18 protein-coding genes and 2 pseudogenes are annotated in these 23,177 nt (G+C 53.4%); 4 read left to right on the top strand and 16 right to left on the bottom strand.

What is annotated here, in order from left to right:
- Positions 1-4: 4 nt before the first annotated feature.
- From csy3 to cas3f, 4 genes are all read right to left on the bottom strand, one after another.
- Positions 5-1,009, bottom strand: a complete 1,005-nt coding sequence (gene csy3 / locus C7M51_RS01045) for a type I-F CRISPR-associated protein Csy3 (protein ID WP_160619761.1) — start codon at positions 1,007-1,009, stop codon at positions 5-7.
- Between the two features lie 23 nt (positions 1,010-1,032).
- Positions 1,033-1,959 carry a type I-F CRISPR-associated protein Csy2 gene (csy2, locus tag C7M51_RS01040; RefSeq protein ID WP_160619760.1) on the bottom strand — a complete coding sequence of 309 codons (927 nt, stop codon included), beginning with the start codon at positions 1,957-1,959 and terminating at the stop codon, positions 1,033-1,035.
- A complete protein-coding gene (csy1, locus tag C7M51_RS01035; protein ID WP_160619759.1) occupies positions 1,956-3,305 on the bottom strand; it encodes a type I-F CRISPR-associated protein Csy1 in 1,350 nt (449 codons plus the stop codon). Before csy1 ends, csy2 begins: the two co-directional genes overlap by 4 nt.
- Positions 3,306-3,840: 535 nt before the next feature.
- Positions 3,841-7,098: a type I-F CRISPR-associated helicase Cas3f gene (gene cas3f, locus C7M51_RS01030; protein ID WP_160619758.1), complete on the bottom strand. Its 3,258-nt coding sequence runs from the start codon at positions 7,096-7,098 to the stop codon at positions 3,841-3,843.
- A gap of 435 nt (positions 7,099-7,533) precedes the next feature.
- Between cas3f and C7M51_RS01025 the strand changes: the two genes are divergently transcribed.
- Positions 7,534-8,691, top strand: coding sequence for a pyridoxal phosphate-dependent aminotransferase (locus C7M51_RS01025; protein ID WP_160619757.1), 1,158 nt, complete (start codon positions 7,534-7,536; stop codon positions 8,689-8,691).
- Entirely contained in the window at positions 8,679-9,449 is a 771-nt protein-coding gene (locus C7M51_RS01020) for an amidohydrolase (RefSeq protein WP_160619756.1), read from the top strand. Before C7M51_RS01025 ends, C7M51_RS01020 begins: the two co-directional genes overlap by 13 nt.
- 21 nt (positions 9,450-9,470) lie before the next feature.
- Here C7M51_RS01020 and C7M51_RS01015 read toward each other — a convergent pair whose 3' ends face one another.
- Both C7M51_RS01015 and puuE read right to left on the bottom strand, forming a co-directional pair.
- Positions 9,471-10,700: a pyridoxal-phosphate-dependent aminotransferase family protein gene (locus tag C7M51_RS01015; protein WP_160619755.1), complete on the bottom strand. Its 1,230-nt coding sequence runs from the start codon at positions 10,698-10,700 to the stop codon at positions 9,471-9,473.
- 252 nt (positions 10,701-10,952) lie between these two features.
- On the bottom strand, positions 10,953-11,912 hold the full coding sequence (puuE, locus tag C7M51_RS01010; protein ID WP_160619754.1) for an allantoinase PuuE: 960 nt from the start codon (positions 11,910-11,912) through the stop codon (positions 10,953-10,955).
- Positions 11,913-12,153: 241 nt separating this feature from the next.
- On the opposite strand from puuE, the gene C7M51_RS22200 reads away from it, so the two are divergent.
- Positions 12,154-12,303: a hypothetical protein gene (locus C7M51_RS22200; RefSeq protein WP_167522356.1), complete on the top strand. Its 150-nt coding sequence runs from the start codon at positions 12,154-12,156 to the stop codon at positions 12,301-12,303.
- Between the two features lie 81 nt (positions 12,304-12,384).
- Here C7M51_RS22200 and C7M51_RS01005 read toward each other — a convergent pair whose 3' ends face one another.
- The 3 genes and pseudogenes from C7M51_RS01005 to C7M51_RS22375 all read right to left on the bottom strand — a co-directional run.
- The gene (locus tag C7M51_RS01005; RefSeq protein ID WP_244323783.1) at positions 12,385-12,702 is read right to left on the bottom strand and encodes a hypothetical protein; all 318 of its coding nucleotides are present in this window, start codon (positions 12,700-12,702) and stop codon (positions 12,385-12,387) included.
- Entirely contained in the window at positions 12,695-12,898 is a 204-nt protein-coding gene (locus C7M51_RS22380) for a hypothetical protein (protein WP_244323782.1), read from the bottom strand. The genes C7M51_RS01005 and C7M51_RS22380 overlap by 8 nt, the downstream gene beginning before the upstream one ends.
- Positions 12,899-13,072: 174 nt before the next feature.
- A pseudogene (locus C7M51_RS22375) lies at positions 13,073-13,150 on the bottom strand (hypothetical protein); the annotation flags it as partial.
- 262 nt (positions 13,151-13,412) lie between these two features.
- Here C7M51_RS22375 and C7M51_RS22855 point away from each other — a divergent pair.
- A pseudogene (locus tag C7M51_RS22855) lies at positions 13,413-13,557 on the top strand (SymE family type I addiction module toxin); the annotation flags it as partial.
- A gap of 45 nt (positions 13,558-13,602) precedes the next feature.
- Here the strand turns inward: C7M51_RS22855 and C7M51_RS00990 are convergent.
- The 7 genes from C7M51_RS00990 to C7M51_RS00960 form a co-directional block, all read right to left on the bottom strand.
- Positions 13,603-14,049, bottom strand: a complete 447-nt coding sequence (locus C7M51_RS00990) for a hypothetical protein (RefSeq protein ID WP_160619752.1) — start codon at positions 14,047-14,049, stop codon at positions 13,603-13,605.
- Positions 14,050-14,224: 175 nt separating this feature from the next.
- A complete protein-coding gene (locus C7M51_RS22850) occupies positions 14,225-14,755 on the bottom strand; it encodes an RHS repeat-associated core domain-containing protein (RefSeq protein ID WP_160619751.1) in 531 nt (176 codons plus the stop codon).
- A gap of 229 nt (positions 14,756-14,984) precedes the next feature.
- On the bottom strand, positions 14,985-15,986 hold the full coding sequence (locus C7M51_RS00980; RefSeq protein ID WP_160619750.1) for a hypothetical protein: 1,002 nt from the start codon (positions 15,984-15,986) through the stop codon (positions 14,985-14,987).
- 9 nt (positions 15,987-15,995) lie between these two features.
- Positions 15,996-18,596: an RHS repeat-associated core domain-containing protein gene (locus tag C7M51_RS00975; RefSeq protein WP_160619749.1), complete on the bottom strand. Its 2,601-nt coding sequence runs from the start codon at positions 18,594-18,596 to the stop codon at positions 15,996-15,998.
- A 57-nt stretch (positions 18,597-18,653) separates the two neighbouring features.
- A complete protein-coding gene (locus C7M51_RS00970; RefSeq protein WP_160619748.1) occupies positions 18,654-20,651 on the bottom strand; it encodes a DUF6531 domain-containing protein in 1,998 nt (665 codons plus the stop codon).
- Between the two features lie 27 nt (positions 20,652-20,678).
- Positions 20,679-21,122 (bottom strand): DcrB-related protein, encoded by a 444-nt coding sequence (locus C7M51_RS00965; protein WP_160619747.1) that lies wholly within the window; start codon positions 21,120-21,122, stop codon positions 20,679-20,681.
- Between the two features lie 15 nt (positions 21,123-21,137).
- Positions 21,138-23,174: a type VI secretion system Vgr family protein gene (locus C7M51_RS00960; RefSeq protein ID WP_160619746.1), complete on the bottom strand. Its 2,037-nt coding sequence runs from the start codon at positions 23,172-23,174 to the stop codon at positions 21,138-21,140.
- Between the last annotated feature and the right edge of the window lie 3 nt (positions 23,175-23,177).

The raw sequence follows: 23,177 nt of genomic DNA, 5'->3' as shown, positions 1-23,177 counted from the left end.
CGGTTTATCGCTCCTCTTTCTCGCCAAATACGCCGCCGCGAATAAGCGTTGCTATAACATAGTGCTGCTGCTCTGCCGCAGGCGCATCGCCTCTGGTGACCCAGCCATCAAGCAGGGTGTAAAAATCCATTTTTGCCTTCGGCTGACGGTAGGCTTTACCGCGGCTGGTCACAGAACCGTAAGGTTCAACCGCTATCGGCCCCAGCTCATGCTCTGCGGCGTTAGGATACCAGTCATCAATGGTACGCAGCGCATTGCCGATTTTTTGCGAGTGCATCGCCGCAATGCCGTTTACCTGATACAGCACTTTGCTTTTTTCGCTTTTTTTATCCAGCAGTAATTCCTGCGAAGGAAAAACTTCCTGCCCCTGCCCCAGCCGCACAAAAGCTTCAATTTCGAAGAAGGTAAAGCTTTCGCCACTCAGCCCCAGCTCAATCTCCTGGGCCAGCTCGGCCAAATCGCCGACTGGCGTGCTGAATTCACGCAGCGCATAATCCCAGGCATTAAACGTCCAGCGGTTGCTTTTACTTTTAATGCACACCTGAATATCTTCAGCGCCGACGCGGTTACGCCAGAGAAAACGCGCGTTTGCCAGATTTTGCGCATAGCGCCCCGCCAGTTCAGACAGGCCGTGCTGCCTGATATACCCGTTAATAATGCCGCCCAGCGCCGCCTGGTAATCCTGATCGTTACATACCGACGGCACCGCAAGGTTACCCAATACGCGCAGGGTAAAGCTGACTTTCAACGTATCGGCATCAAACGGCAAAGCGGCAACGTCAACCCGCTGTAAGTTGGCCTTTTGAATATCCGCATCAAGCTTGGTGGGATCGGTGTTCAGCGCATTTTTTAAGCGATTGGAAATCGTGCCGCGTACCGCCTTCTCCTGAATTCGGATGGGCTGCCAGCTTTCCTGCTGCCAGTTACCGGCCAGCATAATCGCATCAGAATTTGACAGCTTGCGCTCGAAGGCCAATACCGAAGCCGTTTTAATTGTTTTTTTCACCATGATGATTTCCTTAAGATGGCCCTTTAATCAAAATCGATCTCGTTGTAGTCCAGCTCTTCAACCTGCCGCTTGCTCTGACACAGATACAGCCCGTCCTGATAGTGATAGCGCCACAGCAGCTCATCAACATCATTAATACGATGTACGCCGCGCCATTCACCCACACCGTAGATCGCCTCAACAAAACGAAACGGCTGTGTGGGATCGCGGGCGTTTTCCACCTCGCCCGGCGCATAAAGTGGAGAGATCCCCTGCCAGCCGGTCATCAGCGGCACTAAAAAGCCCGCCGCGGGTTTTGGCTCTACGCGCCATGTCGCCATGCCGTTCTCTTCCGGCTGCGCCACCATTTTCAGCGCGGCGAAATCCAGCCAGGCATCAAGCATTTCTGCCTGCGGCTGCTGCTGTTTTAATTCATTGAAATGCTGCTCCAGCAGCGGAGCACGATCGAGCAGCGCAAAACCGGGCATCAACGGCCACAGCAGCTTTTTAAATTCGCTTTCCGTTTCCGGGCGGGAAACTACAGAGATACGTGCAATATCAGTAATGTTGCCTCCCGCCAGCCGCAGCGTCGGGCAGATGCGCTGAAGTTTTTCGCTCAGCCGGTTAATACCGTGCTCGCCATCGGCGATCATGCCTTCGCATTCAATAATCAGCGAGACGGTCATATGCATCCGGCCTTCTTCGTTAAAAGGCGCGGTTTTGGCTTCTCGGGTAAGGGGATTACGCGTCAGGGCAAAATAGTAATCCCACGACGATCGGTAAGCATGTACCTGATGGTCATGGCAGATAACGCCGCAGCCCGTCAATGCCAGTTTCTCGACAGCCAGCCTGAGCGACAGCGCATGGGTAAAACCGAGAAAGTGCGTAATAGCCGGAAAACCCCAGGTTAACCCGGCAATCGCATTGGCATTCTCTACCCGTACACGGCGCAAAATAATCAGCGAGCTCATGCCAGCGCCTCCTTAAGCATTTTCTCACACTCCCGCATGCGAGCTTTAAACAGCGGTTTGGTCTGCCATTCGCGATGCTCCGCTTCGCCAACGTTCAATTTTTCATCTTTTAACTGGGTGTTAAGCCAGTAAGCAAACTCCCAGGCGACTTTATCTTTCCACGCTTTCGCCTCGCGCGCCTGACGAAACGCTTCATCAGTTAGTGCCCGACGCGGATCGAGCCATAGCTGACAGGCTGGCTTTAAGCAGCAATCCTCGCGCCGGGTCCAGCCCGCAATTTCTTCATCATTTTGCAGAATGACAACGTAATTAAAAATAATATCGATGATGGTATCGATATAAATATTAATCTGCTGGCGATCCTGCGTGGTGTTTGTTTTTACCGTCAGTAAGTAATTTTTTAGCTGCGTTACCGGCCCTCTGGTTAAATAGGTAATATCTCCTTTGCTGGCAAAAATAGTGGTTTGTTTTAACGGCAGCCTGCGTGATGACTGCCAGCGAGGCGATGCGCAGTTTAATAAAAAAGCTTTACCGCCGCGTATGCTATTTAGCCAGGAAATATTTTGCGGCTTAGTTCCACCAAAGCTCACGACCGCCGTATCGTTAAAAAATATACGCGGCTTTTCATGCCATCTGTTTTCTTTAATTGCTTCTCTTATGGCTTTACTTTCATCGCTAAAACGGGCGGCGCTAATACGTTGCTGAACGGCGTGTACCAGCGACGTTGCAAACAGCGGGCTTAACAGATGCCAGCTATTTTCGCTAACGGGAAAATAAATTTGTTTTGCTCGTTTATGACTGGCGGGCGCATTATTTTCCAGGACGCTTTTAAACCCTTTTATCCAACTGGCGAGCTGCTCATCGTCACGCGCGAAAACGCGGAAAGCACTGTCGTCATTACGCTGGAGGGCAGCAATCAGCGAATCACCACAATGTTCTGTTTGTAACAGTTTCGCCACATCCAGCGCGGCTGCATTACCAGAAATATCTATATTGCGATGAGTTAAAGAAGCGGTTGAAAGATAGCTTTCCAGTACAGTCTGTTCACTGGGTGAGCAATAAATATTGCTGCCTCTGGCATCGCTGTGGGTGAATTTTACCGCATGCGTCACCAGATTAATTTGCGCCGCACGTCGTGCTGCGTCGGTTAACCACCTCTGCGGTTTATAGCGTTCTTCAATTTCAGCGCGCTCTTCCACCAGCTTTAATTTTCGCTTCTGAATTTCCGTCTCTGAATTCAGACCGGAGATATTTTTAGCCGCCTCCTTTTCTGCTATTTCCAGCCTGGCCCGCCTGCGTTCGTTAATATAATGTTGGATAAACCAGGCGAGACTAATTTCATCCATAGCCTGCTCCTCAAAAATTTCATGTTGGTGGAAATAAAAAGCCATTACTAATAAAAAATGAACCAATATTTGTGAGGTATCTTCTACATTAGTAAATAAAATGCAAAGCAACAAAAAGAAAACACATAATTAACAATGCACGTTGGATTGTAATTAACAAAAAAACTTCCCTGATTTATATGATTGGCGCATCATAAAACATGATTTAAGTTGATTCAACAATAATATTTTTAACAACGTATAACCTGGTCTTATATTTATTAAATTAATGAAAGTATTCGACGTGAAAGCTGGGAAATAAAATATCAGCAGGATGGTTATTTCAGTTAAAACAGAATATTAAAGCTGATATATAGAAGAAATTCGAAGCGAATATTAGTATTAATATAAAAAGGTACGAGACAAGTCCGGAATTATTGGGAAATAGTTATTCGTTACAGTGACAAACTATATTTCTGAAAAAATTCACTCTCCTAATAAATAACAAAATAAAATAGCACTGAGTTTAAATATGTGTATCACATTAGGCGTAAGCTCAGCCAGGTGCACCGAATACGCCTAAAAAGGTATCAAAGTACCAGCCCTCATCCTGACTGAGCGGCAAAGAAATTTCGCCAAACGTCTGGCTTACCTCAGCCAGCGTCATAGCCATTTCTTCAGCCAGCTGGCGATACAGCCGGGCATAGTGCATCTCCAGCCAGGGGCCGCAGCCAGCGGCGAACGCATAGTCTGCTCGTTTGAAGCTGACCGCTTTCCAGCCCGCCTCGCCTTCATCCGGCACCACCCATTGCAGAGAACCTTCCGCCTCTTCCAGCCACAGGTAATATTGCGTATCCGGTGCCGAATAGCGGAACGGTGAACGGCGCTGTAATTCACAGCTCCATGTCGCTTCACTACGCCACCAGAGCGCCGAGCAGAAACGGGCAGGCTTTTGCGGCGTTCCGCCCAGCTCTGCCCTTATACGGGCGTGTTCCAGCACGCTAAGATCGCTAAACACCTGACCCTTGCTAAGCTCAGGCTGCTGAATACGTGGGATCGCATCGATCCGATCAAGTAACTTTTGCGATAACAGATCTTTCAGATCGTGGCTGTGCAGCCGGAAATGCCGATCTTCAAAGCCCGGACGACAGCAGGCAAAGGTTTTGCTTCGCAGGGCGCGATAGTTTTTGCGCAGCAGATGGATATTTGCCGCTGCGGGCGGTTCCGCGCAGGAACGATGACGCAGTACACGCCCCGCCAGCTGCACAATCGATCGTATTGAGCTGGGTTCGACAATCGCCCAGTCATAATCATGATCGCGCCCGACTTCGGCAACGGCGGTCGCCAGCACGACAAAGATATGCTTTTGCTCCGTACTATATTCCAGCCGGGCGGCGATTTCCGGCACCTGCCAGATCGCCGCTGGATTATGGCGCATCAGCACGCGATCCAGACTGTTTTCAATATATGAACGTCCCGCCAGCGGATGCTGGCTGTGGTAAACGCAGTAATGAATGCGGGTATTGTCCGGCGCGCCCAGGGTAAACAACTGTTTTGCCACCGCCACCAGCGGATTGATATTCGCCAGGCGGATTAATCCCACGGAAAGCTCCCTGCCGGAAGCACTGTGCGTTTGATGATGTTTCGCATGTAGCTGAAGCAGGGAAAGATGAAAGCGCTGCGCCATTGCGGTAATAACCGCATCAATACTGCGATCGGCGGGCGTAACGGCGATCAACTCACCATGCCTTTTTATTATGTTCCGCTTCAGATGCTGAACGCGTTGGCTGACAAAGGCCGCATGAGCGGCGCTGAACGCTTTACCATCAGCGATATCCTGCGCTTTCGTCGCCTTTTCATCAAACCAGGCACAACAGATTTCCGGCGACGTATCGGGTGCGCCACAGGCGTGCTGATAATATGTTCGTCCAGTGCGATAAGCGGCAAACAGCGCCTCTACCTGAGCGGGTGTAAACGTAGCGGAAGAGATCAGTACACGACAGCCCAGCATCCCTGCCCAGTTCACTAACCGACAAAGCGCATGCTGATCGTTACCCTCAAACTCATCCGGTTCATCCAGCACCAAATCAGCCGTAAGCAGCCGCAGCATTGGCGCAATCTGCTTACCGCCACGTACCCCTTCCGTTGCCGGAATAATATGGTCGATAGTGGTCACCAGCACTGGCGCATTTATCAGCTTGTTGATGTTGTGGTCTCTGTTTAGCCACTGGTTCAGCCGCCCGTTATTCAGGCTGCCTTCATAGCGGATATAGTGAGGTTCGGGATAAAGCGCTCCTGTCGGGGCGATACCCGCCGGGGATTCGCTAACGGTTTTATCAGCCTGCGACTGCGCCAGATGATAAAGCTGCTGCACCGCAGGCGAGCCGGTCAATACCGCCAAATCCCCCTTCTCCAGCTTGAGCCTGCTTTGCAATGCGCTGCCGGTTTGTAAGGTCAGCGTTCTGAGCCCCAGCGCGACGGTAAAACGACAGCCCTGTTTTTCATCGGCCAGCGCATACATGATGCGGGCATTAGCAAGCGTTTTCCCACAGCCGGTCGAGGCCATATTCACGCCGAAAAATCCCTGGCGGGCAGCACGCGGTGCCAGCGCCTTAGCGGTCTCATAAGCACGATCTTGCCAGCAAAAGCGATCTTCTTTAGCGGGCTGTTTAAAAACCCGATGGTGGGCGATGACCGGTAGGCTTTTTCGTATATGCGGCAGATACCATCCCAGCAGCCAGGCATTATGCGCCACGCCGGTCAGATGCTCGTCCAGCCGCTGTTTAAGGCGTTTGGTTTTATTATCGGTATTAGCATAGGGCAGATAATCGCTATCGTGCCAGGCGGCTTCCGGCGGCTGCGCAGAATAGAAATGATCCGCCAGCATCAAGGTGAGACGTGCCATATGGATGGTAAAGCGCTGGTTAAGGTGAGCATACTGCTCCAGCGGCGCGTGACGCAGCGCGTGCGAGGCAAACTTACGCGCCTTTTGACGCCATATTGCGCTACGCAGCGGCGTACCGTCAGGCAAGGCCCAGTTCAGGGCATCCTCTTTATCCTGCGGTTTAAAACGGGAATTCCAGGATGAAGTAAGCTGGTGGGTTAACCAGCAATCAATATCCTCCAGCTGCGGTTCAGGCTCGGTTTTGAAGATATTACCCGGCAAATGATGATGCGAGAGAATTAGCCAGGCAACCGTGCGCGCCAGCGGCGGCAGCGCCAGAAAAGGGTTAGTATAACAATTCGTGTCATCGCGCAGCAGGCGAGCCAGTAATTCAACTTCATCCTGCGCCTGAACCTGGCTTAATGCGGTCAGCCACTCGCGATCGCTGCGCTCAGCCACGAACGCGCAAAACAGCCGCAGCGAAACCCATTCATGACGCCAGGCGAGTCCTCCCTTTGCTTCCCGTCGCAACATCTGTTGGAAACGCTGATTCGCTTTACCAAAATCATGAAACAACGCCGCCAGCGCCGCCAGCAGACAAATCGTTGTACCGCAGGGCCAGGAGTATCCATCGCTCTGGCGCAGGCTGTCGGTTATAGCAGTCGGCACCGATTCGTTAGCAGTAAAACGACGTGGATTACCTACCATCCATAACAGTTCATTTTCACCCACGCTTTTAATCCGGTAACAGGCAACGGCGGTATTACGACGCGCCGTTTTACGCAGCAGCGCATATAAAGTTGCTAATTCTTCGTGGGCCATCGAGGTTTGCCAGGCGCGCTCGCCTTTGCGTTCGGCGAACCGATCGAGAACAGAGCGCGTGACAGTCAAAGCGCGTTTATTACATTGCGACACCAGCAAAATATTCACGCTTCAGCCTGCCCGGACATGGTGCCATGTTTTGCAAAAAACCATTATAAATCGATGTGATAACGCAGCGTGAAAGCTGCCAGGTGAATGAAACCGTTATTATGCAGCCAGGATTTACTGTTTCGCAGATTTTAATAATGAGAATAAAAAAATCACCTGTTAACTTTCTGGAATAAATAACAGGGCAGGAGGTGTGTGGCTGCCTGAACGACAGTGAACGATCAGAAATCCTGTTTATCAGTGCCTGCGCTTTCTAAACGGCCTGTCCGGCAGTAAACCGTGCGAGATTAGCGTAAAGCATATTTAAAATAAACCGCCAGACGCAACACGTTTAGCCATCTAACCGTCTTGATTGCCAAAAGCAGATATCATGATTATAGTAGCTCAATTAAACCGCAGCCCTGCGCGGCTAACCGCATGGAAGGTAAGCGTTATATGAGTTACTCCCTCATTCCCGAAAGTAAGCTGCCCGCACTGGGCACCACGATTTTTACCCAGATGAGCGCGCTGGCGCAGCAGCACAATGCCATTAATCTCTCTCAGGGTTTTCCCGATTTTGATGGCCCGCGTTATCTGCAACAGCGGCTGGCGCATCATGTCAGCCTGGGCGCAAACCAATATGCGCCGATGACCGGCGTGGCGGCGCTGCGCGAAGCCATCGCTGATAAAACCGCAGCGCTGTACGGCTATCAGCCCGATGCCAATGATGAAATTACCGTCACTGCCGGAGCCACCGAAGCGTTATATGCCGCGATTACCGCGCTGGTGCGGCCCGGAGATGAAGTCATCTGCTTCGATCCCAGCTACGACAGCTATGCCCCCGCCGTTACGCTGGCTGGCGGCGTGATGAAGCGCCAAACGCTTCAGCCACCTGCGTTTCGCGTCGACTGGCAGGCATTTCATCAGCTGCTGTCACCACGCACCCGACTGGTGATCCTTAACACGCCACATAACCCTTCCGCTACCGTCTGGCAGCAGAGCGATTTTGCCGCGCTGTGGCAGGCGATCGCTGATAAAGAAATTTATGTGCTGAGCGATGAAGTTTATGAGCACATCTGCTTCACTGATGAAGGCCATCATAGCGTGCTGGCCCAGCCACATCTGCGCGAGCGCGCCATCGCGGTCTCTTCTTTCGGCAAAACCTTCCATATGACCGGCTGGAAGGTAGGTTACTGCGTCGCACCGCCTGCGCTCAGCGCAGAGATTCGTAAGGTGCATCAATACCTCACCTTTTCAGTCAACACGCCGGCACAGCTGGCGCTGGCGGATATGCTGCGCGCCGAACCGCAACATTATCGCGATCTCCCCACCTTTTATCGCGCACGACGTGATTGTCTGGTTCAGGCACTCAGCAACAGTGGCTTTAAAATTTTGCCTTGCGAAGGCACCTATTTTTTACTGGCGGATTACAGCGCCGTTTCCGATCTGGACGATGTCAGTTTCTGCCGCTGGCTGACTGAAAACGTGGGCGTGGCGGCGATCCCGCTGTCGGTATTCTGCGCCGAACGCTTCCCTCATCGCCTGATCCGTCTCTGTTTCGCCAAACGGGAAACCACCCTGATCGCTGCTGCGGAGCGCCTGTGTCAAATTTAACCCTTTCCCTGTTGCAACAGCCGCTAGTGTGGATGGACGGCGCGGCTAACCTGGCCCATTTCGATCGCCTGCTGGACACGCTTTACGGACGCGATTTAATCGTGCTGCCGGAGATGTTTACTACCGGTTTTGCTATGGAGGCGGCGCACCAGTCGCTGCCACAGGAGCAGGTCGTGGCCTGGCTGAGCGGACACGCCCGCAGGCTAAACGCGGCGATCGGCGGCAGCGCTGCGCTGCAAACGGACCGGGGCGCAGTGAATCGCTTTTTACTGGTGGAGCCGGATGGACGCCTGCACTACTACGACAAGCGCCATCTGTTCCGCATGGGGGATGAACATCATCACTACGTTGCCGGTGAGCGACGTGAGATTATCCACTGGCGCGGCTGGCGCATTTTGCCGCAGATTTGCTATGACCTGCGCTTTCCGGTCTTTTCACGTAACCGCAACGATTACGATCTGGCGCTTTATGTAGCGAACTGGCCGGAAGCGCGCAGCCATCACTGGCAGGCGCTGCTAATGGCGCGCGCTATTGAAAATCAGGCGTGGGTGGCGGGCTGCAATCGCGTGGGCGAGGTTGCCAAAGGGCTGCGCTACAGCGGCGACAGCCTGATTATCTCGCCGCAGGGAGAAATCCTCGCGCGCGGCGCGGCGCATCAACCTGAGGTGCTGGACGCCGGGCTGTCGCTGACGGCGCTTAACGATTATCGCGCCAGCTTTCCTGCGTGGCGCGATGCCGACGAGATTAATGGATATTAAGCCACATCAAACGCGATGCCGCTATTGGGAATAGCGATCCCAGGCGGCCTGGAGTGCCGCCCCCTGAACGGTGCGGAAACCGAGGCGGTTCAGCACCGCCTCCAGCGCGCTAAGCGTCTGCATCACGCAATCTTTGCGGGCGTTATAGCCCATGGTGCCGATACGCCAGATCTTGCCAATCAGCGGGCCGAACGCGGTACCGATCTCGATGGCGAAATCCTCCAGCATCAGCCTGCGCACCTGTTCGCCATCAATGTCCGAGGGGATCATAACCCCCAGCACGTTATTCATACGGTGACGCCGATCGCCGAAGATTTCCAGCCCCATCGCCTCAATGCCGCACAGCAGCGCTTCGCCATGCAGCCGATGACGGGCGATAGCATTATCCAGCCCTTCCTGTAACAGCAGGCGCGCACATTCGCGTGCGCCGAAGAGTGCGGTCGTGGCTTCGGTGTGATGGTTCAGGCGCTCCGGCCCCCAGTAATCCATGATCATGCCCAGATCAAAATAGTTGGACCAGATCATCTCATCTTCCCCGTCCTGATGCGCGGCGGTGCGAATGCCCTGCTCTACGCGCCGACGCTGCCGAATCGCCGCTTCCATACGTGAGCTAAGCGTAATGGGAGACGTACCTGACGGGCCGCCCAGACATTTTTGCATCCCCGCCGATACCGCATCCAGCCCCCAGGCATCGGTTTCCAGCACGTTCCCACCCAGTGAGGCAGTGGCATCGGTATAAAACAGCACGTTATAACGCCGACAGATCGCGCCCAGTTCATCAAGCGGTTGCAGCATGGTAGTGGAAGTATCACCCTGCACCGTCAGCAGCAGGCGCGGACGCACCTGTTTAATCGCATCCTCAATCTGGTCCGGCGTAAAAACTTCACCCCAGGGTACCTCAATGGTATGAACTTCCGCCCGGCAACGGCGCGCTATTTCGCACAGCAGGTGACCAAAGCGCCCAAAGACCGGCACCAGCACTTTATCCCCCGGACGAATCGCCGAAAGCAGAATGGCCTCAATACCGGCGCGCGAGGTGCCATCCACCAACAACGTCCAGCGGTTTTCCGTAGAGAATACACCGCGATAGAGCGCCATCACCTCATTCATGTAGTGGGTCATTGCCGGATCGTACTGCCCAATCAGCTGCGTTGACATCGCGCGCAGCACACGCGGATCGGCATTAATCGGCCCAGGCCCCATCAGCAGGCGCGGTGGTGGATTGATCTGTGCGAACCGGGAGATATCCATCGGCTATTCCTTATCAAATGATTTTTTATCAGCGCTCCAACCTCTGAGCAGTAACAAAAGCATGCTGCCGATGTTATGTCCACCACAGTACGCACTGATAGCTGACATCAACCCACAGCCATGCCGCTATACAAAGCAGCTTATGCAGAGTAGCAGGCCAACGCGGAGAAAGGGAGATAAGCCCGGCGGCTTACAGACAAGCCGCCGGAAGGTGTGATGGATAATAGATTAGCGCCGGGCTCCTGATGTATTTCAGCTTTCCGTTGCCGGATGATGTTTTATCCAGTGTTCGGCAATCTGCTGACGCGTACAGATCCAGACGCGCTCATGCTGCTGGATATAATCCAGAAAGCGCGTCAGCGCACGAAAACGCCCCGGACGCCCCAACAGACGGCAGTGCATTCCTACCGACATCATTTTTGGCGCGCTCTCGCCCTCTTCATACAGCACATCAAAGCTGTCTTTAAGATAGGTATAAAACTGCTCAGCGGTGTTGAAACCCTGCGGCATCGCAAAACGCATGTCGTTGGTTTCCAGCGAATAAGGAACAATCAGGTGCGGTTTTACCGTACCATCCTGACAGGTCACCTGCGTCCAGAATGGCAGATCGTCGCCGTAATTATCGCTGTCATAGCTGAAGCCGCCCTGCTCCACCACCAGACGACGCGTATTCGGGCTGTCGCGTCCGGTATACCAGCCGGTGGGCGCACGGCCAAAAAGATCCATCAGCACATCCACCGCCTGCTGAATATGCTGACGCTCGGTTTTCGCATCCATGCCCTGATAGTGGATCCAGCGCCAGCCGTGGCTAACCACATCATATTTCGCTGCGGCGATAGCCTGCACTACCTCCGGATGACGCGCCAGCGCCATCGCCACGCCAAATACCGTCAGCGGCAGGCCGCGCTTTTGAAATTCGTTATGGATGCGCCAGAAGCCAGCGCGCGAACCATATTCATACAGTGAATCCATCGACATGTGCCGATCGGAATAGCTGGCGGCACCGATAATATCGGAGAGAAACTGCTCGGAACCGGCATCACCATGTAAAACGTTATTTTCAGCACCTTCTTCATAATTAAGAACAAACTGTACCGCAATGCGTGCTTCGCCGGGCCAGGCGGCGTGCGGCGGCTTGCCTGCATACCCACGCAGATCGCGCGGATAATTCTTATTAAAGCTGTACTCTTTTTTCTCAGGAGATTCACTCATGGTCTGGCTCCTCACTTGAGCAAATGGCTCCCGTTAGTTTAGGTGCTGAAAGGCATGAGACAGGATTTTTTCTTGAGAGAGGTTAAATCTTCAGATGTGGAGATTTTAATTGCGCGGATTGGAGCTGCTCCGTTTTCCGTTTTGCTAAGGGAAGTAAGATTTTTAACAACCGTAAAACGGGGGATTTATCGGCGCATCATGCGCAACGGCAAATTCCTGAAAAGCCCCTCTGAGGAGAGGCATGCGCCCGGATGATGTAACGGTGAAGATTTCGAAGGGCTGCATTGTGCTGATGGCCGAGAGCAACGAGGAACAGGAGCTGCGCGAACAGCTTTATCAGGCTACACAGGTGGTTAAGGGGATTAAGGGGATTAAGGATGCGCTTATTTAGTGGATTGAACGGGGAATTAAATAATAAACAAGCCGGAAAGAGTTGTTTTTCTTTCCGGTTTTAAACATTTGTAAAGCATAATTAGGTAAACATATTAATATCGTCAAGTGCATCTTCAGCTCTCGATGATATTATCTCATTTGAACTATTAATTTTCTCTTTCAAAAATGGAATTACAATATTCTTACTAATTTTACTATTTATTCTGGCTATATGTCCCAAGCAAGTTAAGGCCAATCCGCTAATATCCTCATCAAGACTATTTGCCATCCTCATTAACTGTTCTTCAGCCCATTTAATATCATTTATATTATGAGCGATATAAAGAAGAGCCTCTGTAACCTTCTCTGGTTCGCCAGAGTTAAGTAGTGTTTCTAAGCGTAATTTATCTTCAGACACCACAGATCTTTCCTTTTCTAGTTGTTTTACCAGACTTGATCAAGGCAGATTGTTGCTTGTTATCCAAAGCATCCCAATCACGAACATGCCCATGATATTCATCTATTTGATCTGATAAAGATCGCGTTTTATCTAATACAACAATTTCATTATTAGCAATATCAATCCCAACTCGTCTTGGTGATGTTGGTTTCACTTGAACAGAGTTATCTAAAGCTGCCTGACCATTTGTTCGTGCTCGGCTTTTTACTGAATTATCAGAAGTACCATGATACGGAGCATCCTTATATATGTTTACCTTATTACCACTCAGTCCTAACGGATCAACCCACGTCAGCGGATTCGGCGCGTACGCGTACTGGTTCAGCCCGCCCGCCAGCCCGATCGGGTCCGGCTGGGTAAAGTGCCCGTTCTCCGGATCGTAGTAGCGGAAGGTAGTGTAGTGCAGCCCCGTTTCGTGGTCAAAGTACTACCCGGCAAAGCGCAGATTCTGCCGCAGACTTTCCCCTTCTCCGTTACAGCTCTCCAGCTTCAGCGCGCCCCACTCGTCGCAGCGGCCCCGCCACACCGCGCGGCCCGTCCGGTCATGCAGCGACTCCGGCAGCCCGTTCAGCGCCGTACGGTACCAGTACAGCCGGTAGCCGCCGCACGCCTGCCGCTCCGCCCTCGCGCGTCAGCGTCTTACCAATGCGCCGCCCCAATTAGTGACCGGGCGCAGCGTGAAGGTTTTACAGGGGTGTATGTGCTGATGGCTGAGAGCAACGAGGAGCAGGAACTGCGCGAACAGCTTTATCAGCTTAAACAGGTGGTTAAAGGGAGTAAGGATGGATGTTTAGTATGCTGAACGAGGGTTAAATAATAAAAAGCCGGGAAGACTTAATTTCTTACCCGGCTTTTATATCAATTAATTTCCTTTAGCTTTATATTAAAATTATTTTTTACAATGAGATCTTTGAATAACTCGCTTACTAAAAATCTAGTGCTTTCCATAATGTCTCTAGCGATGTAAAAATTCTCTGGAGTGTTACTTAAATAAGCCGGGGAAGTTAAAATAGGCTTATCGCTAGGGTCTGATAACTTCATATATTCAGAATTATCATAATCTATTAATTGACATTTTGTTTTTATTTTACACGCGTAATATTTATACTTATTATCAACTAAGCAAGGGTAAAAAATAACGTCCCTGGACAAAGATTCTCCAGCTTTTATTTTGAAATTTTCTGAAAAAACAGGAATATTTATTGTTGCGTTAACTGCATCAAGGTTAGACAATAGGTTTGCCGTTAGCCCACTCTGTGCGGAAGCCGTTAGCTCTTTTCTTGTTACAGCATTATCAACATCCATAATAAAAAACTTAAACATATCAGGTAGATGTTTTTTTCAAAATCAATAGATGAGTCTTCGTTATCAATTTGATGACATAATTCATATAGTTTCATTACTTACACCCCTTGGAATTTAAAATTTTCCTTGTATCATGCTGTAAATTAAGGGCTTCCTTTGTAGCTCTATTATTATCCTACCCATCTAAAACGGCTCGTTCTTCCAGTGCATCTAATATCCCTCCCAGTTTCTTATTGTAATCTGCATGAGGAAGTCCATCGAGTTTAAAATCTACGTGAATCACTTTCGTCGGATGGACTCCATCAGCAACAGGAAGATATATCATGTTGGTAGCACCATTAATATTTATATTCGTTCTCTGTAAAAACGGATGATTTCTAAATTCATAAGGAATTATATGATGCCTATTATAACCTTGCTTTGTTGGCATCCAAGAAGGATAACGATCTAATCCAAGCGGATCTATCCAAGAGAGTGGATTAGGCGCATAAGCATATAAGTTTATTCCGCCCGCCAGCCCGATCGGGTCCGGCTGCGTAAAGTGCCCGTTCTCCGGATCGTAGTAGCGGAAGGTAGTGTAGTGCAGCCCCGTTTCGTGGTCAAAGTACTGCCCCGCAAAGCGCAGATTCTGCCGCAGACTTTCTCCTTCTCCGGTACAGGTCTCCTGCTTCAGCGCGCCCCACTCGTCGCAGCATCCCCGCCACACCGCGCGGCCCGTGCGGTCATGCAGCGACTCCGGCAGCCCGTTCAGCGCCGTACGGTACCAGTACAGCCGGTAGCCGCCCCAGCTCGTCGTAGCAGTAGCGCCCCCCGGTACGCCGGGTGCCCGCTGAACGCCACCCGCACCAGCGATACTTGCGAAAACTGGAACCTTATAATTACTTGACTATTAAAGTAAATGTTTCATCCCTGTCCAATAAATAATCAAAAAATAATTAAAGTTCAAATAACATAGCGTAGTTATTCCTCTTGAATAACTCCCTTCTTATTTTTAATGATAAAGTATTCAGTGAGTAATTTTTTTCATCTTTGATGAATGGCATAAAGGCATCTATTACAGGATGACTAATAAAATCAACATTTTTACCACAACTCTGCCTTATGACAAGCAAGCAAATAATTTCAACAGGGAAATACTGCCATATTGTATTATCAAACTCGTAGAACGTTTTCCGATTACTTTTGCTTCTTTCCAGGTGAAAATCGCCTAATTCCTTAAATAACGAAGTTACAAACCCTATATCATCACTCAAAAAACCCAACCAAGTCCGTCGGTATAGATCATTAAAGTTTTCTAAAATTATGGGGCTTAAAATATTTTTTTTATCATCCATTAACCCGCTTAAATCAGTTACTATATTTTCTTCACCAGAAAATTTATTATACAAATTTATGCTCAATGGTAAAACTGTATGCCCTCCATAACAAATCTTGTAAACTGGATTATTTTTTTTATTCGCATCTTTGATTCTGTTTTTTAATCTCCTACTCAGCTGCATCATGATTATTTTTTTTTCATCAATCGGAAAAAATGCCATACATAGCATAATAACCAAGCTTAAATTAGTGTCTAACCTAGCAGGTAATTCTTTCCCCTCAAAGTAAGCCGCAATATTGGCTAAAACCTCAACATAATAACAATTAATTAATTTATTAAAATTATCCAAATTAGGAGATTTATTAAATACTTCAGCGGCTAAATAAATTTCATTAACTTTAATACTTAGGACCGTTGCAATTGTCTGGTTTACTATTCTATAACCTACCTTGTCATTAACAAAATATTCATATGAAAAATCTTCTTTTCCATCCAAATACTCCAGGATATTATTATTTATCCTTGCATATTGCTCACTTTCATTTTCCCTGATATAACGCGCAGCTTTTGTTATATCTTTAAAAATGCGAGCAACATTTGAATTTTCTATATTTGCCATAATGTTTTATCACCATGAAATAAAGATAATTTTTTCGACAAACCAGCGCCCATTCACACCACTCCCTACGTAGACTTCAACCTTTTGAGTAATGCCAACATTGTTTAATATATCTATAGGATTATATCCATGTAAATCATAGCCTCCTTTAGGTACATCAATGGTTAAAACAGTATCAATAAAGGAATTAGCATCATATTGCCGAGCTGTTAAATCTCCAGCGACACCTGTTCTTGTGGTTTTCACCTCAAAAATATCAAATTTACCATCAGGGCGTGCTCCAACCAGATCAATACCATGATTCGAAGCATTTTGAATTGAAAAAATTTCATCATATTTCCCCGAGGCTTCTAACTGTGCTTTTACTTTAGCTTCCCCAAAATCGCCTAATCTTTTTTTAACACACCAGCCTAACGGGTCTGTATATATCAGCGCATTCGGCGCGTACGCGTACTGGTTCAGCCCGCCCGCCAGCCCTATCGGATCCGGCTGGGTAAAGTGCCCGTTCTCCGGATCGTAGTAGCGGAAGGTAGTGTAGTGCAGCCCCGTTTCGTGGTCAAAGTACTGCCCGGCAAAGCGCAGATTCTGCCGCAGACTTTCCCCTTCTCCGGACCGGCTCTCCTGCTTCAGCGCCCCCCACTCGTCGCAGCGGCCCCGCCACACCGCGCGGCCCGTCCGGTCATGCAGCGACTCCGGCAGCCCGTTCAGCGCCGTACGGTACCAGTACAGCCGGTAGCCGCCGCCCGCCTGCCGCTCCGCCCTCGCGACGGGCTCGTGGCCGCCTTCGTTATAAAAATAGAGCGTGCCGGTCTCCGGCGCGTCCCCGCTCCGCTCGCCGTACAGCCGCAGCCCGCACCACAAAAATCCGGTCTCCTCCTCCCGCCCGTCGTGGCGCGTCAGCGTCTTGCCGGTGCGCCGCCCCAGCGCGTCGTAGCGGTAGCGCGCCTCCCGGTACGCCGGGTGCCCGCTGAACGTCACCCGCACCAGCCGGTGCTCGTCGTCGTAGTAAAAGCGCTCCGTCCGGTTACGCCGCCTGTCCGTTCGTTCCGCCAGCCGCCCGAAGCCGTCGTAGCGGCAGCGCGCCGTGCCGCTGTGGCCGGGACGGTTGTGCAGGATGTTCTCCTCCTGCGGCGACAGCAGGCTGCCCGCCGCGTCGTAGTGCCACCGCCGGGTGCCCTCCTCATCCTGCGCGCTCAGCAGATGGTCGCGCAGGTCGTAGCGGTACTGCGCCCCGCGCTGCTCCGTGTAGCGCCCCGCCGCCCCGCCGCGCGCCTGCCAGCGGCGCCGCACCAGGCTGCCCGCCGCGTCCCAGCCGAAGCGCGTTTCCGCCAGGGCGGTGCCGCAGGCCGACTCGTCCGCGCTTATCCGCTTTTCGGTGACCCGCCCCACCGCGTCGTACACCACGTGCTGCCACAGCGCCCCCTGCGAGCGCGCGGTTTCCCGGTGCAGCCGGTCACGCCCGTACGCCGCGATAACGTGCCGCTCTCCCGCCGCCAGCAGGTCCAGCTGCTGCAGGTGGCCGCTGCCGTAATAATGGTACGCCAGCCGCTCGCCGCCCGGCAGCCGCGTCTCCAGCAGGTTGCCCAGCACGTCATAACGGTGCGCGATGCGGCCGCCCCGGTTCTCCTCCGCCGTCAGCCGCCCCTCCGGGCTGCAGGTAAACGCCAGCCGCTCCTGCGACCGTGCGGCGCGCCCTTCCCGCTGCGCCTGCTGCCACTCCGCCAGCGCGAAGCGCTCCACCGTCAACGTGCCGCCCTGATGGTCATAGCGGGTATGGTGCCGCGCCGTGGTTTTGCCCGTCAGCCGGTCCAGCGCGTCCCACGTCAGCCGCGTGGTCAGCGGCGGCTCGTCCTGCGCGCCCGGATAAGGGTAATGCACCGTTTCCACCGGCCTGCCCTGCGCATCGTAGCGCCAGGTGCGGCGCTGCCCGGACCAGTCCGTCTCCTCCGTCAGCCGCCCGCGCACGTCGTGGCGGAAGTACCATGCCGCGCCCTTTTCATTAAACAGCACCGCGGGCAGCCCCGCGTCGTCGTAGTCACAGCGCAGCCGCGTGCCGTCCGGCCTGACCAGCTCCGTCACCTGGCCGCGCCCGTTGCGGGTAAAGCGGCTCACCCGTCCGCCCTCGTCGCGCACGTGGCTCAGCCGCCCTGCGGCATCATAGCCGTACTCGCGCCGCCCGCCGCCCGGCAGCGTCTCCGCCAGCAGCAGCCCGGCGGCGCTGCGCTGCCACGACACGTCGCGGCCCGCCGCGTCGCTGATGCGCTCCACCCGTCCCAGTTCGTCATAGAAAATGCGCGTCAGGTAGCCGGAGCAGTCGAAGCGTTTGATAAGCTGCCCGCGGCTGTTGTGCTCCAGCCGGGTTTCATTGCCCGCCGCGTCCACGATGCGCACGGGGTTGCCCTGGCCGTCATAGTAAAAGCGGGTCAGCCCGCCCTCGCGGTCGCGCAGCGCCGTCAGGTCTCCCTGTTCGTTATACTCGCGGTACTCCTGCGTGCCGTCGGCAAAGGTGTGCAGCACCGGCAGCGACAGGTCCTCCACCCAGGTCTGCGTCTCTTTTTCGCCCAGCGGATTAATCCAGGCGATGGGGTTGCCGCGTTCGTCATACTCCATACGGAATTCGTCGCCCGACGGCGTGATGAGGGAAATCAGGCTGGAGGCATCGTCCGGTCAAAGGTCCAGCGGGCGCCCCGTCTCGTCCGTGTAGTCCGTTATCTGTCCCAGCCGGTCCCAGCGGTGGTGGGTGGTGCCACGGTCGCGGCGCGTCACGCTGGCCTGATACGCCTGCGGGCAGTAGTCAAATTCATAATGCTCCAGCGCCCGCCCGCGCTCTTCCAGCCAGTGCTGCGTAACGTACCACGCCTCCTCTTCCCCCTGTACCTGCGCGTTGAACACCGGCAGCCGTCGCCAGCGGTAGTGCGCGCTCAGCCCGCCCGCATAGTGATGGGCGGTCATGCAGCCGTGCGCCGGGTCGTACTCAAAGCGACGGGTGACGCGCCCGTCGGCGTCGGTGACCGCCGCCAGGCTGCCCGCCGCGTCATACGCATAGCCCGCCAGCCGCCGCTCGCCATCGTCGGTCAGCAGCCACACCTCCGCGAGCCGGTTCAGCGCCGGATGCCAGTGCAGCCGCAGGCTGACCTCGTAAGCGTCGTCGTGGATGGCGGTGAGCTGGCCGGCGTGGTTGTAGCGGTAGAGCAGCGCGTAACCGTGGCGGTCAAGCTGCTGCGCCAGCCGCAGCCGCCCCGCCGCCTGCGGGTCGGGCTCAAACACCGAGTAAAGCCCGTCGTCGTCCTCCAGCATGTAGACGTCCTGCAGGCTGCGCCAGAGCCGGAAGCCCTCGTCGGGGTAGTGCACGCCCTGGCCGCGCACCAGCGCCCCCAGCCCCAGGGCGCGTCCGCTGCGGTCGGTGAAGGTCACCTCCGTCGCCGCGGGCTCGTCCGCCACCGGCGTCAGCGTCAGGAAATACTCGTGCGGCAGCGTCCAGCCCCGGCCCAGCGCCCCGGCGGCGGCGTTGCGGCTGTTGTAGAGGCGCTGCCAGACCAGCGGCAGCCGGCCGTCGAGGGTGAAATCGCACTCCTCTTCGCCCGCCAGGATTTTTGCCCCGGTGGGGATATGCACCGGATAACCGCGCGAGGTCGCCTCGCTGAATATCCGCGCGGCCCCCTCGCCCAGCATCCCGGCAACGTAGCCCAGCAGCGCGCTGCCCACCTCTCCGCCCAGTATGCAGGCAACCGAACGCGTGCACATGCGTCCAATGGAAGCAATCTTCCCCGCGGCAAACGCCCCGACGATTTCCCCTGTAAAGGCGGCCACCACATTTTTGCCGCTGCGAATATCGCGTACCGTGACCGTTGGCCCGCCGATACGCACCCTGGCCCCCTGCTGCCCGTGTTTTATTTTCGCCTCGCAGGTGCTGCGGTCGTCGTTGCGGCAGGCGGGCTGACTGTTGATAAAGACCTTTTTCGAGCCTTCGGCCAGATAAAGCTTACTGTCGGAAAATATGTGTAACTTTTCACACGCGATGGTGTCGTGATCTGCCGGGCTGGCGTAGGGGTGCTTAGCGGTCACCACCGGAGAAATCACGCTCTCCCATACAGGGCCTTCCGGCGAGGGAACCGGCTTCGGCGCATCCGGATCGGGCGGCGGTTCTTTTTCCTGGTTTCCCGTCAGCACACCGGCAAGGGCATTTACTAACCCTCCGCCAGGCAGCAGAATACTGGTTAACATCGCCGCGCGCTCCAGCGTGCGAACGGCAATTAACAGCGCTTCAGGGTACTGTGGCGAAGGGTTCGCCCGCTCCGCCTCCAGTTCGGCCCGTATCACCTCCGCCGGGATTTTTCCTGCGGCGCGCGCCGCCGGTTTGCCTTTGGTTCTGACGTCCGGCGAACCGCTGGTGATAATGCCGTCCGGCGGGCCTTTCAGGCCCAACGCCTCTAACGCTTTATCCGTTAACTCACCAACAAAATCGGCTAGCGCATCCACCGCCTCGCCGAAAATAAAGCCGACCGCGATTACCGCCAGGAAGCCCCATGGCCCCATAAGAAAAGCGGCCCCTATCCCGACGGCCGCGTAGATCGCCCCTTTAACCACGCCGCCCATAAAATCGGCGAACCACGAGGAATGCACCAGCGGATCGTCGAGTTTGGCGGCCAGGTAGTCACTTCCCATCGCGTGTTGCTCCCTGCGGTTGCTTTATTAAACGGCCTCGCCCGGCGACGTTTGCGTCAGGCAGATGCTTTCCTTGATGCTTTGCCAGCAGGCGATGCTTTCGGCATCAAAGGGGGAATGGCGGGTAAAGGCAAACACCAACACCTGACGATCGTTAACTGCCATCAGTAACTGCTGATGGATGCTTTTCCCCTGCTGTTGAAACTGGCAGCTGAACTCATAACAGGGAATAGCTGGCGACTGGGTTAGCGTGACCGGCCGCTTTTCTCCAGGCAGAAAATTTTTCATCGATTTGCGTAACAGCTGCATCTGCTGCTGGAAATAATCATCCGGCTTCAGATCCGCAGCCAGCTGCTCCCGGCTGATAACCAACGTCGCCTGCAATGCTTTCAGGCGGAAAATATTCATGGTGCTGTCTTCAACATCTGACGGCAGGCTCAGGTACCCTTCGTTAAAACGATATCCGTTCATTATTACGTCCTTTGTTTACTTATCAGGCTTAGTGGATTTATTCGCGTTTCCGGGTTTATCAGCCTTATTACTTTTTTTCGATTCATCCGGTTCATCCGGCTTAGGCGGAAACTCGCCAGCTACCTTTGCGCTAATCTCACCCGGCTCCGGGGCGGTTCCGGTGCCAGCTTTCGCGCCATCCATATTTAAATCCAGCATATTCCCGGTCGCGATTTGCCCCTCTTTTTGCGCATAGATATTGAAGTTATTGCACACCATGTTGATATTGCCGGCGTTGTCCAGCTCAATTGCCGCTCCGTTGCATACCAGACGGATGCTGGTAGCAGAGGCGATAACCACCGATCCCTGACTCCAGAGATCGGTCTTACCACCAACGACGGTACTGTGATCCTCTTTTACCGCCAGATCGTTATTGATATGAATGTGGGTACGACGATTTTTCTTTACGTTGATGGTTTCGTCTGCCCCGACGCTTTTCGTGATATTGGCACCAATAGTTTTCGTGAGATTCTTACCAACCGTATGGGTTTCGTCTTGCTTGACGTTGGTATCCATATTGCGCTCGGCCTGTAGCCATAGCTGCTCGCTGCCTGCCTTATCTTCAAAGCGCAGCGCGTTGGCGTTAGCGGGCGTACCATCTTTGGTACGGCTTAAAAAGCCCATCTGTGTCGCCGCCGCCGGTAACGTCCACGGCGGCATACTTGCCTCGTTATAGACGCGTCCGGTGATGATGGGGCGATCGGGATCGCCGTTGATGAAATCGATCACCACTTCATCTCCGACGCGGGGAATCTGCACGCCGCCAAATCCCTGTCCTGCCCAGGCGCTGGATACGCGGATCCAGCACGAACTGGTTTCATCGCCTTTGGCTTCACGATCCCAATGGAACTGCACTTTTACCCGCCCATATCGGTCGGTCCAGATGCTTTCTCCCTTCGGGCCGACTACCCGCGCCGTTTGCGGGCCGTAGGTTCTCGGCCAGCGCGTCGTCTGCGGCGGACGCCAGGTCACATCAGCGGGAATTACGGTAAATTCAGTCAGGCAATGACTACCTTCATCACCGCTGGCGTAGCGGTTTTCCTGAAAGTCATATTTCGCTGAGGTGATCAGGTATTCACCGTTGTCATTAAAAAAAGGTGCATGAGTCAGGGTAAAGGTGTGCCCTGGCGCGATACCGCGTGAAGGGCTTGTGGCGGCGGTCTGGTGATGCTCTACCTGCCAGCGCTGCTGGCGGATTTGTGCATAAAACTCGGCATGGCTGTGTTCAATAAATCGCCCTGGCCAGTCGTAAACATCAATACTGCCGGGCGTGGGTGAACTGGGATTCTGGCGAGCCTGGAACATCCAGGCATGGGGCTTGCGGAAATCATAGTCGTCAAGGCTGTAAAGGCCCGGCGTCACGCTATCTTCCGGCGCCCACTGGCTGATGCCATCTTCATCGGTACTGCCGCCGGTCGCGGTAGGCAGGTAGCGAATAACCTCATAACCGGTAAGCGGCTGGTAAGCGCTGGCATCGTCGGTAAGCACCATTACATGACGTTCCCGCTCATGGCGGAAGTGATAACCGATGCCCTCCAGCTCCATCAGCCGACTGATAAAGTTAAAGCTACTTTCCTGATACTGAACGCAATATTCCCAGTCACGATACTTACCGCACAGTTTATCCTCCACTTCAACCTGATATTCGCTTAGCAACGTTTTAATAATTTGCGGCACATTTTGTTTCTGAAAAATACGCAAATTACGATCACGCTGCATCGGCCAGATATCCGGTTCCAGCGTCAAACGATATTCCGCATAGCGCACACCGGAAAGCTCCGTGGCATTTACCGCCACCCGCGTAATTTTCCCGTTAAGGTAGCGAGGAAGCAGGCTGCGGGTCGGCAGAATAACGGTTAGCGGCTGACCCAGCAGACCGGCACGATCGATGCGGGCATCGGTAGCCAGCAGGCTGACGGTAAAAGAAAACGGTTTGCTGAGCGCTTCATTTCCGCTGAGTTTCCAGAAACGCAGCCCCGCTACAGAAAGCTGTATGGTAATACGATCGATCATATT

Origin of the sequence: Mixta intestinalis (assembly GCF_009914055.1) — a bacterium.
GTDB lineage: Bacteria > Pseudomonadota > Gammaproteobacteria > Enterobacterales > Enterobacteriaceae > Mixta > Mixta intestinalis.
This window is presented reverse-complemented; position numbering and strand designations above follow the sequence as displayed.

Bases quoted from the DNA above. Each gene is read 5' to 3' on its own strand.
- C7M51_RS00990 (WP_160619752.1), bottom strand. From the start codon at position 14,049: ATGGATGTTGATAATGCTGTAACAAGAAAAGAGCTAACGGCTTCCGCA.
- C7M51_RS00965 (WP_160619747.1), bottom strand. From the start codon at position 21,122: ATGAACGGATATCGTTTTAACGAAGGGTACCTGAGCCTGCCGTCAGAT.
- csy3 (WP_160619761.1), bottom strand. From the start codon at position 1,009: ATGGTGAAAAAAACAATTAAAACGGCTTCGGTATTGGCCTTCGAGCGC.
- C7M51_RS00975 (WP_160619749.1), bottom strand. From the start codon at position 18,596: ATGGAGTATGACGAACGCGGCAACCCCATCGCCTGGATTAATCCGCTG.
- C7M51_RS00980 (WP_160619750.1), bottom strand. From the start codon at position 15,986: ATGGCAAATATAGAAAATTCAAATGTTGCTCGCATTTTTAAAGATATA.
- C7M51_RS00960 (WP_160619746.1), bottom strand. From the start codon at position 23,174: ATGATCGATCGTATTACCATACAGCTTTCTGTAGCGGGGCTGCGTTTC.
- C7M51_RS00970 (WP_160619748.1), bottom strand. From the start codon at position 20,651: ATGGGAAGTGACTACCTGGCCGCCAAACTCGACGATCCGCTGGTGCAT.
- C7M51_RS01025 (WP_160619757.1), top strand. From the start codon at position 7,534: ATGAGTTACTCCCTCATTCCCGAAAGTAAGCTGCCCGCACTGGGCACC.
- C7M51_RS01015 (WP_160619755.1), bottom strand. From the start codon at position 10,700: ATGGATATCTCCCGGTTCGCACAGATCAATCCACCACCGCGCCTGCTG.
- csy2 (WP_160619760.1), bottom strand. From the start codon at position 1,959: ATGAGCTCGCTGATTATTTTGCGCCGTGTACGGGTAGAGAATGCCAAT.
- csy1 (WP_160619759.1), bottom strand. From the start codon at position 3,305: ATGGATGAAATTAGTCTCGCCTGGTTTATCCAACATTATATTAACGAA.
- C7M51_RS22200 (WP_167522356.1), top strand. From the start codon at position 12,154: ATGCGCCCGGATGATGTAACGGTGAAGATTTCGAAGGGCTGCATTGTG.
- puuE (WP_160619754.1), bottom strand. From the start codon at position 11,912: ATGAGTGAATCTCCTGAGAAAAAAGAGTACAGCTTTAATAAGAATTAT.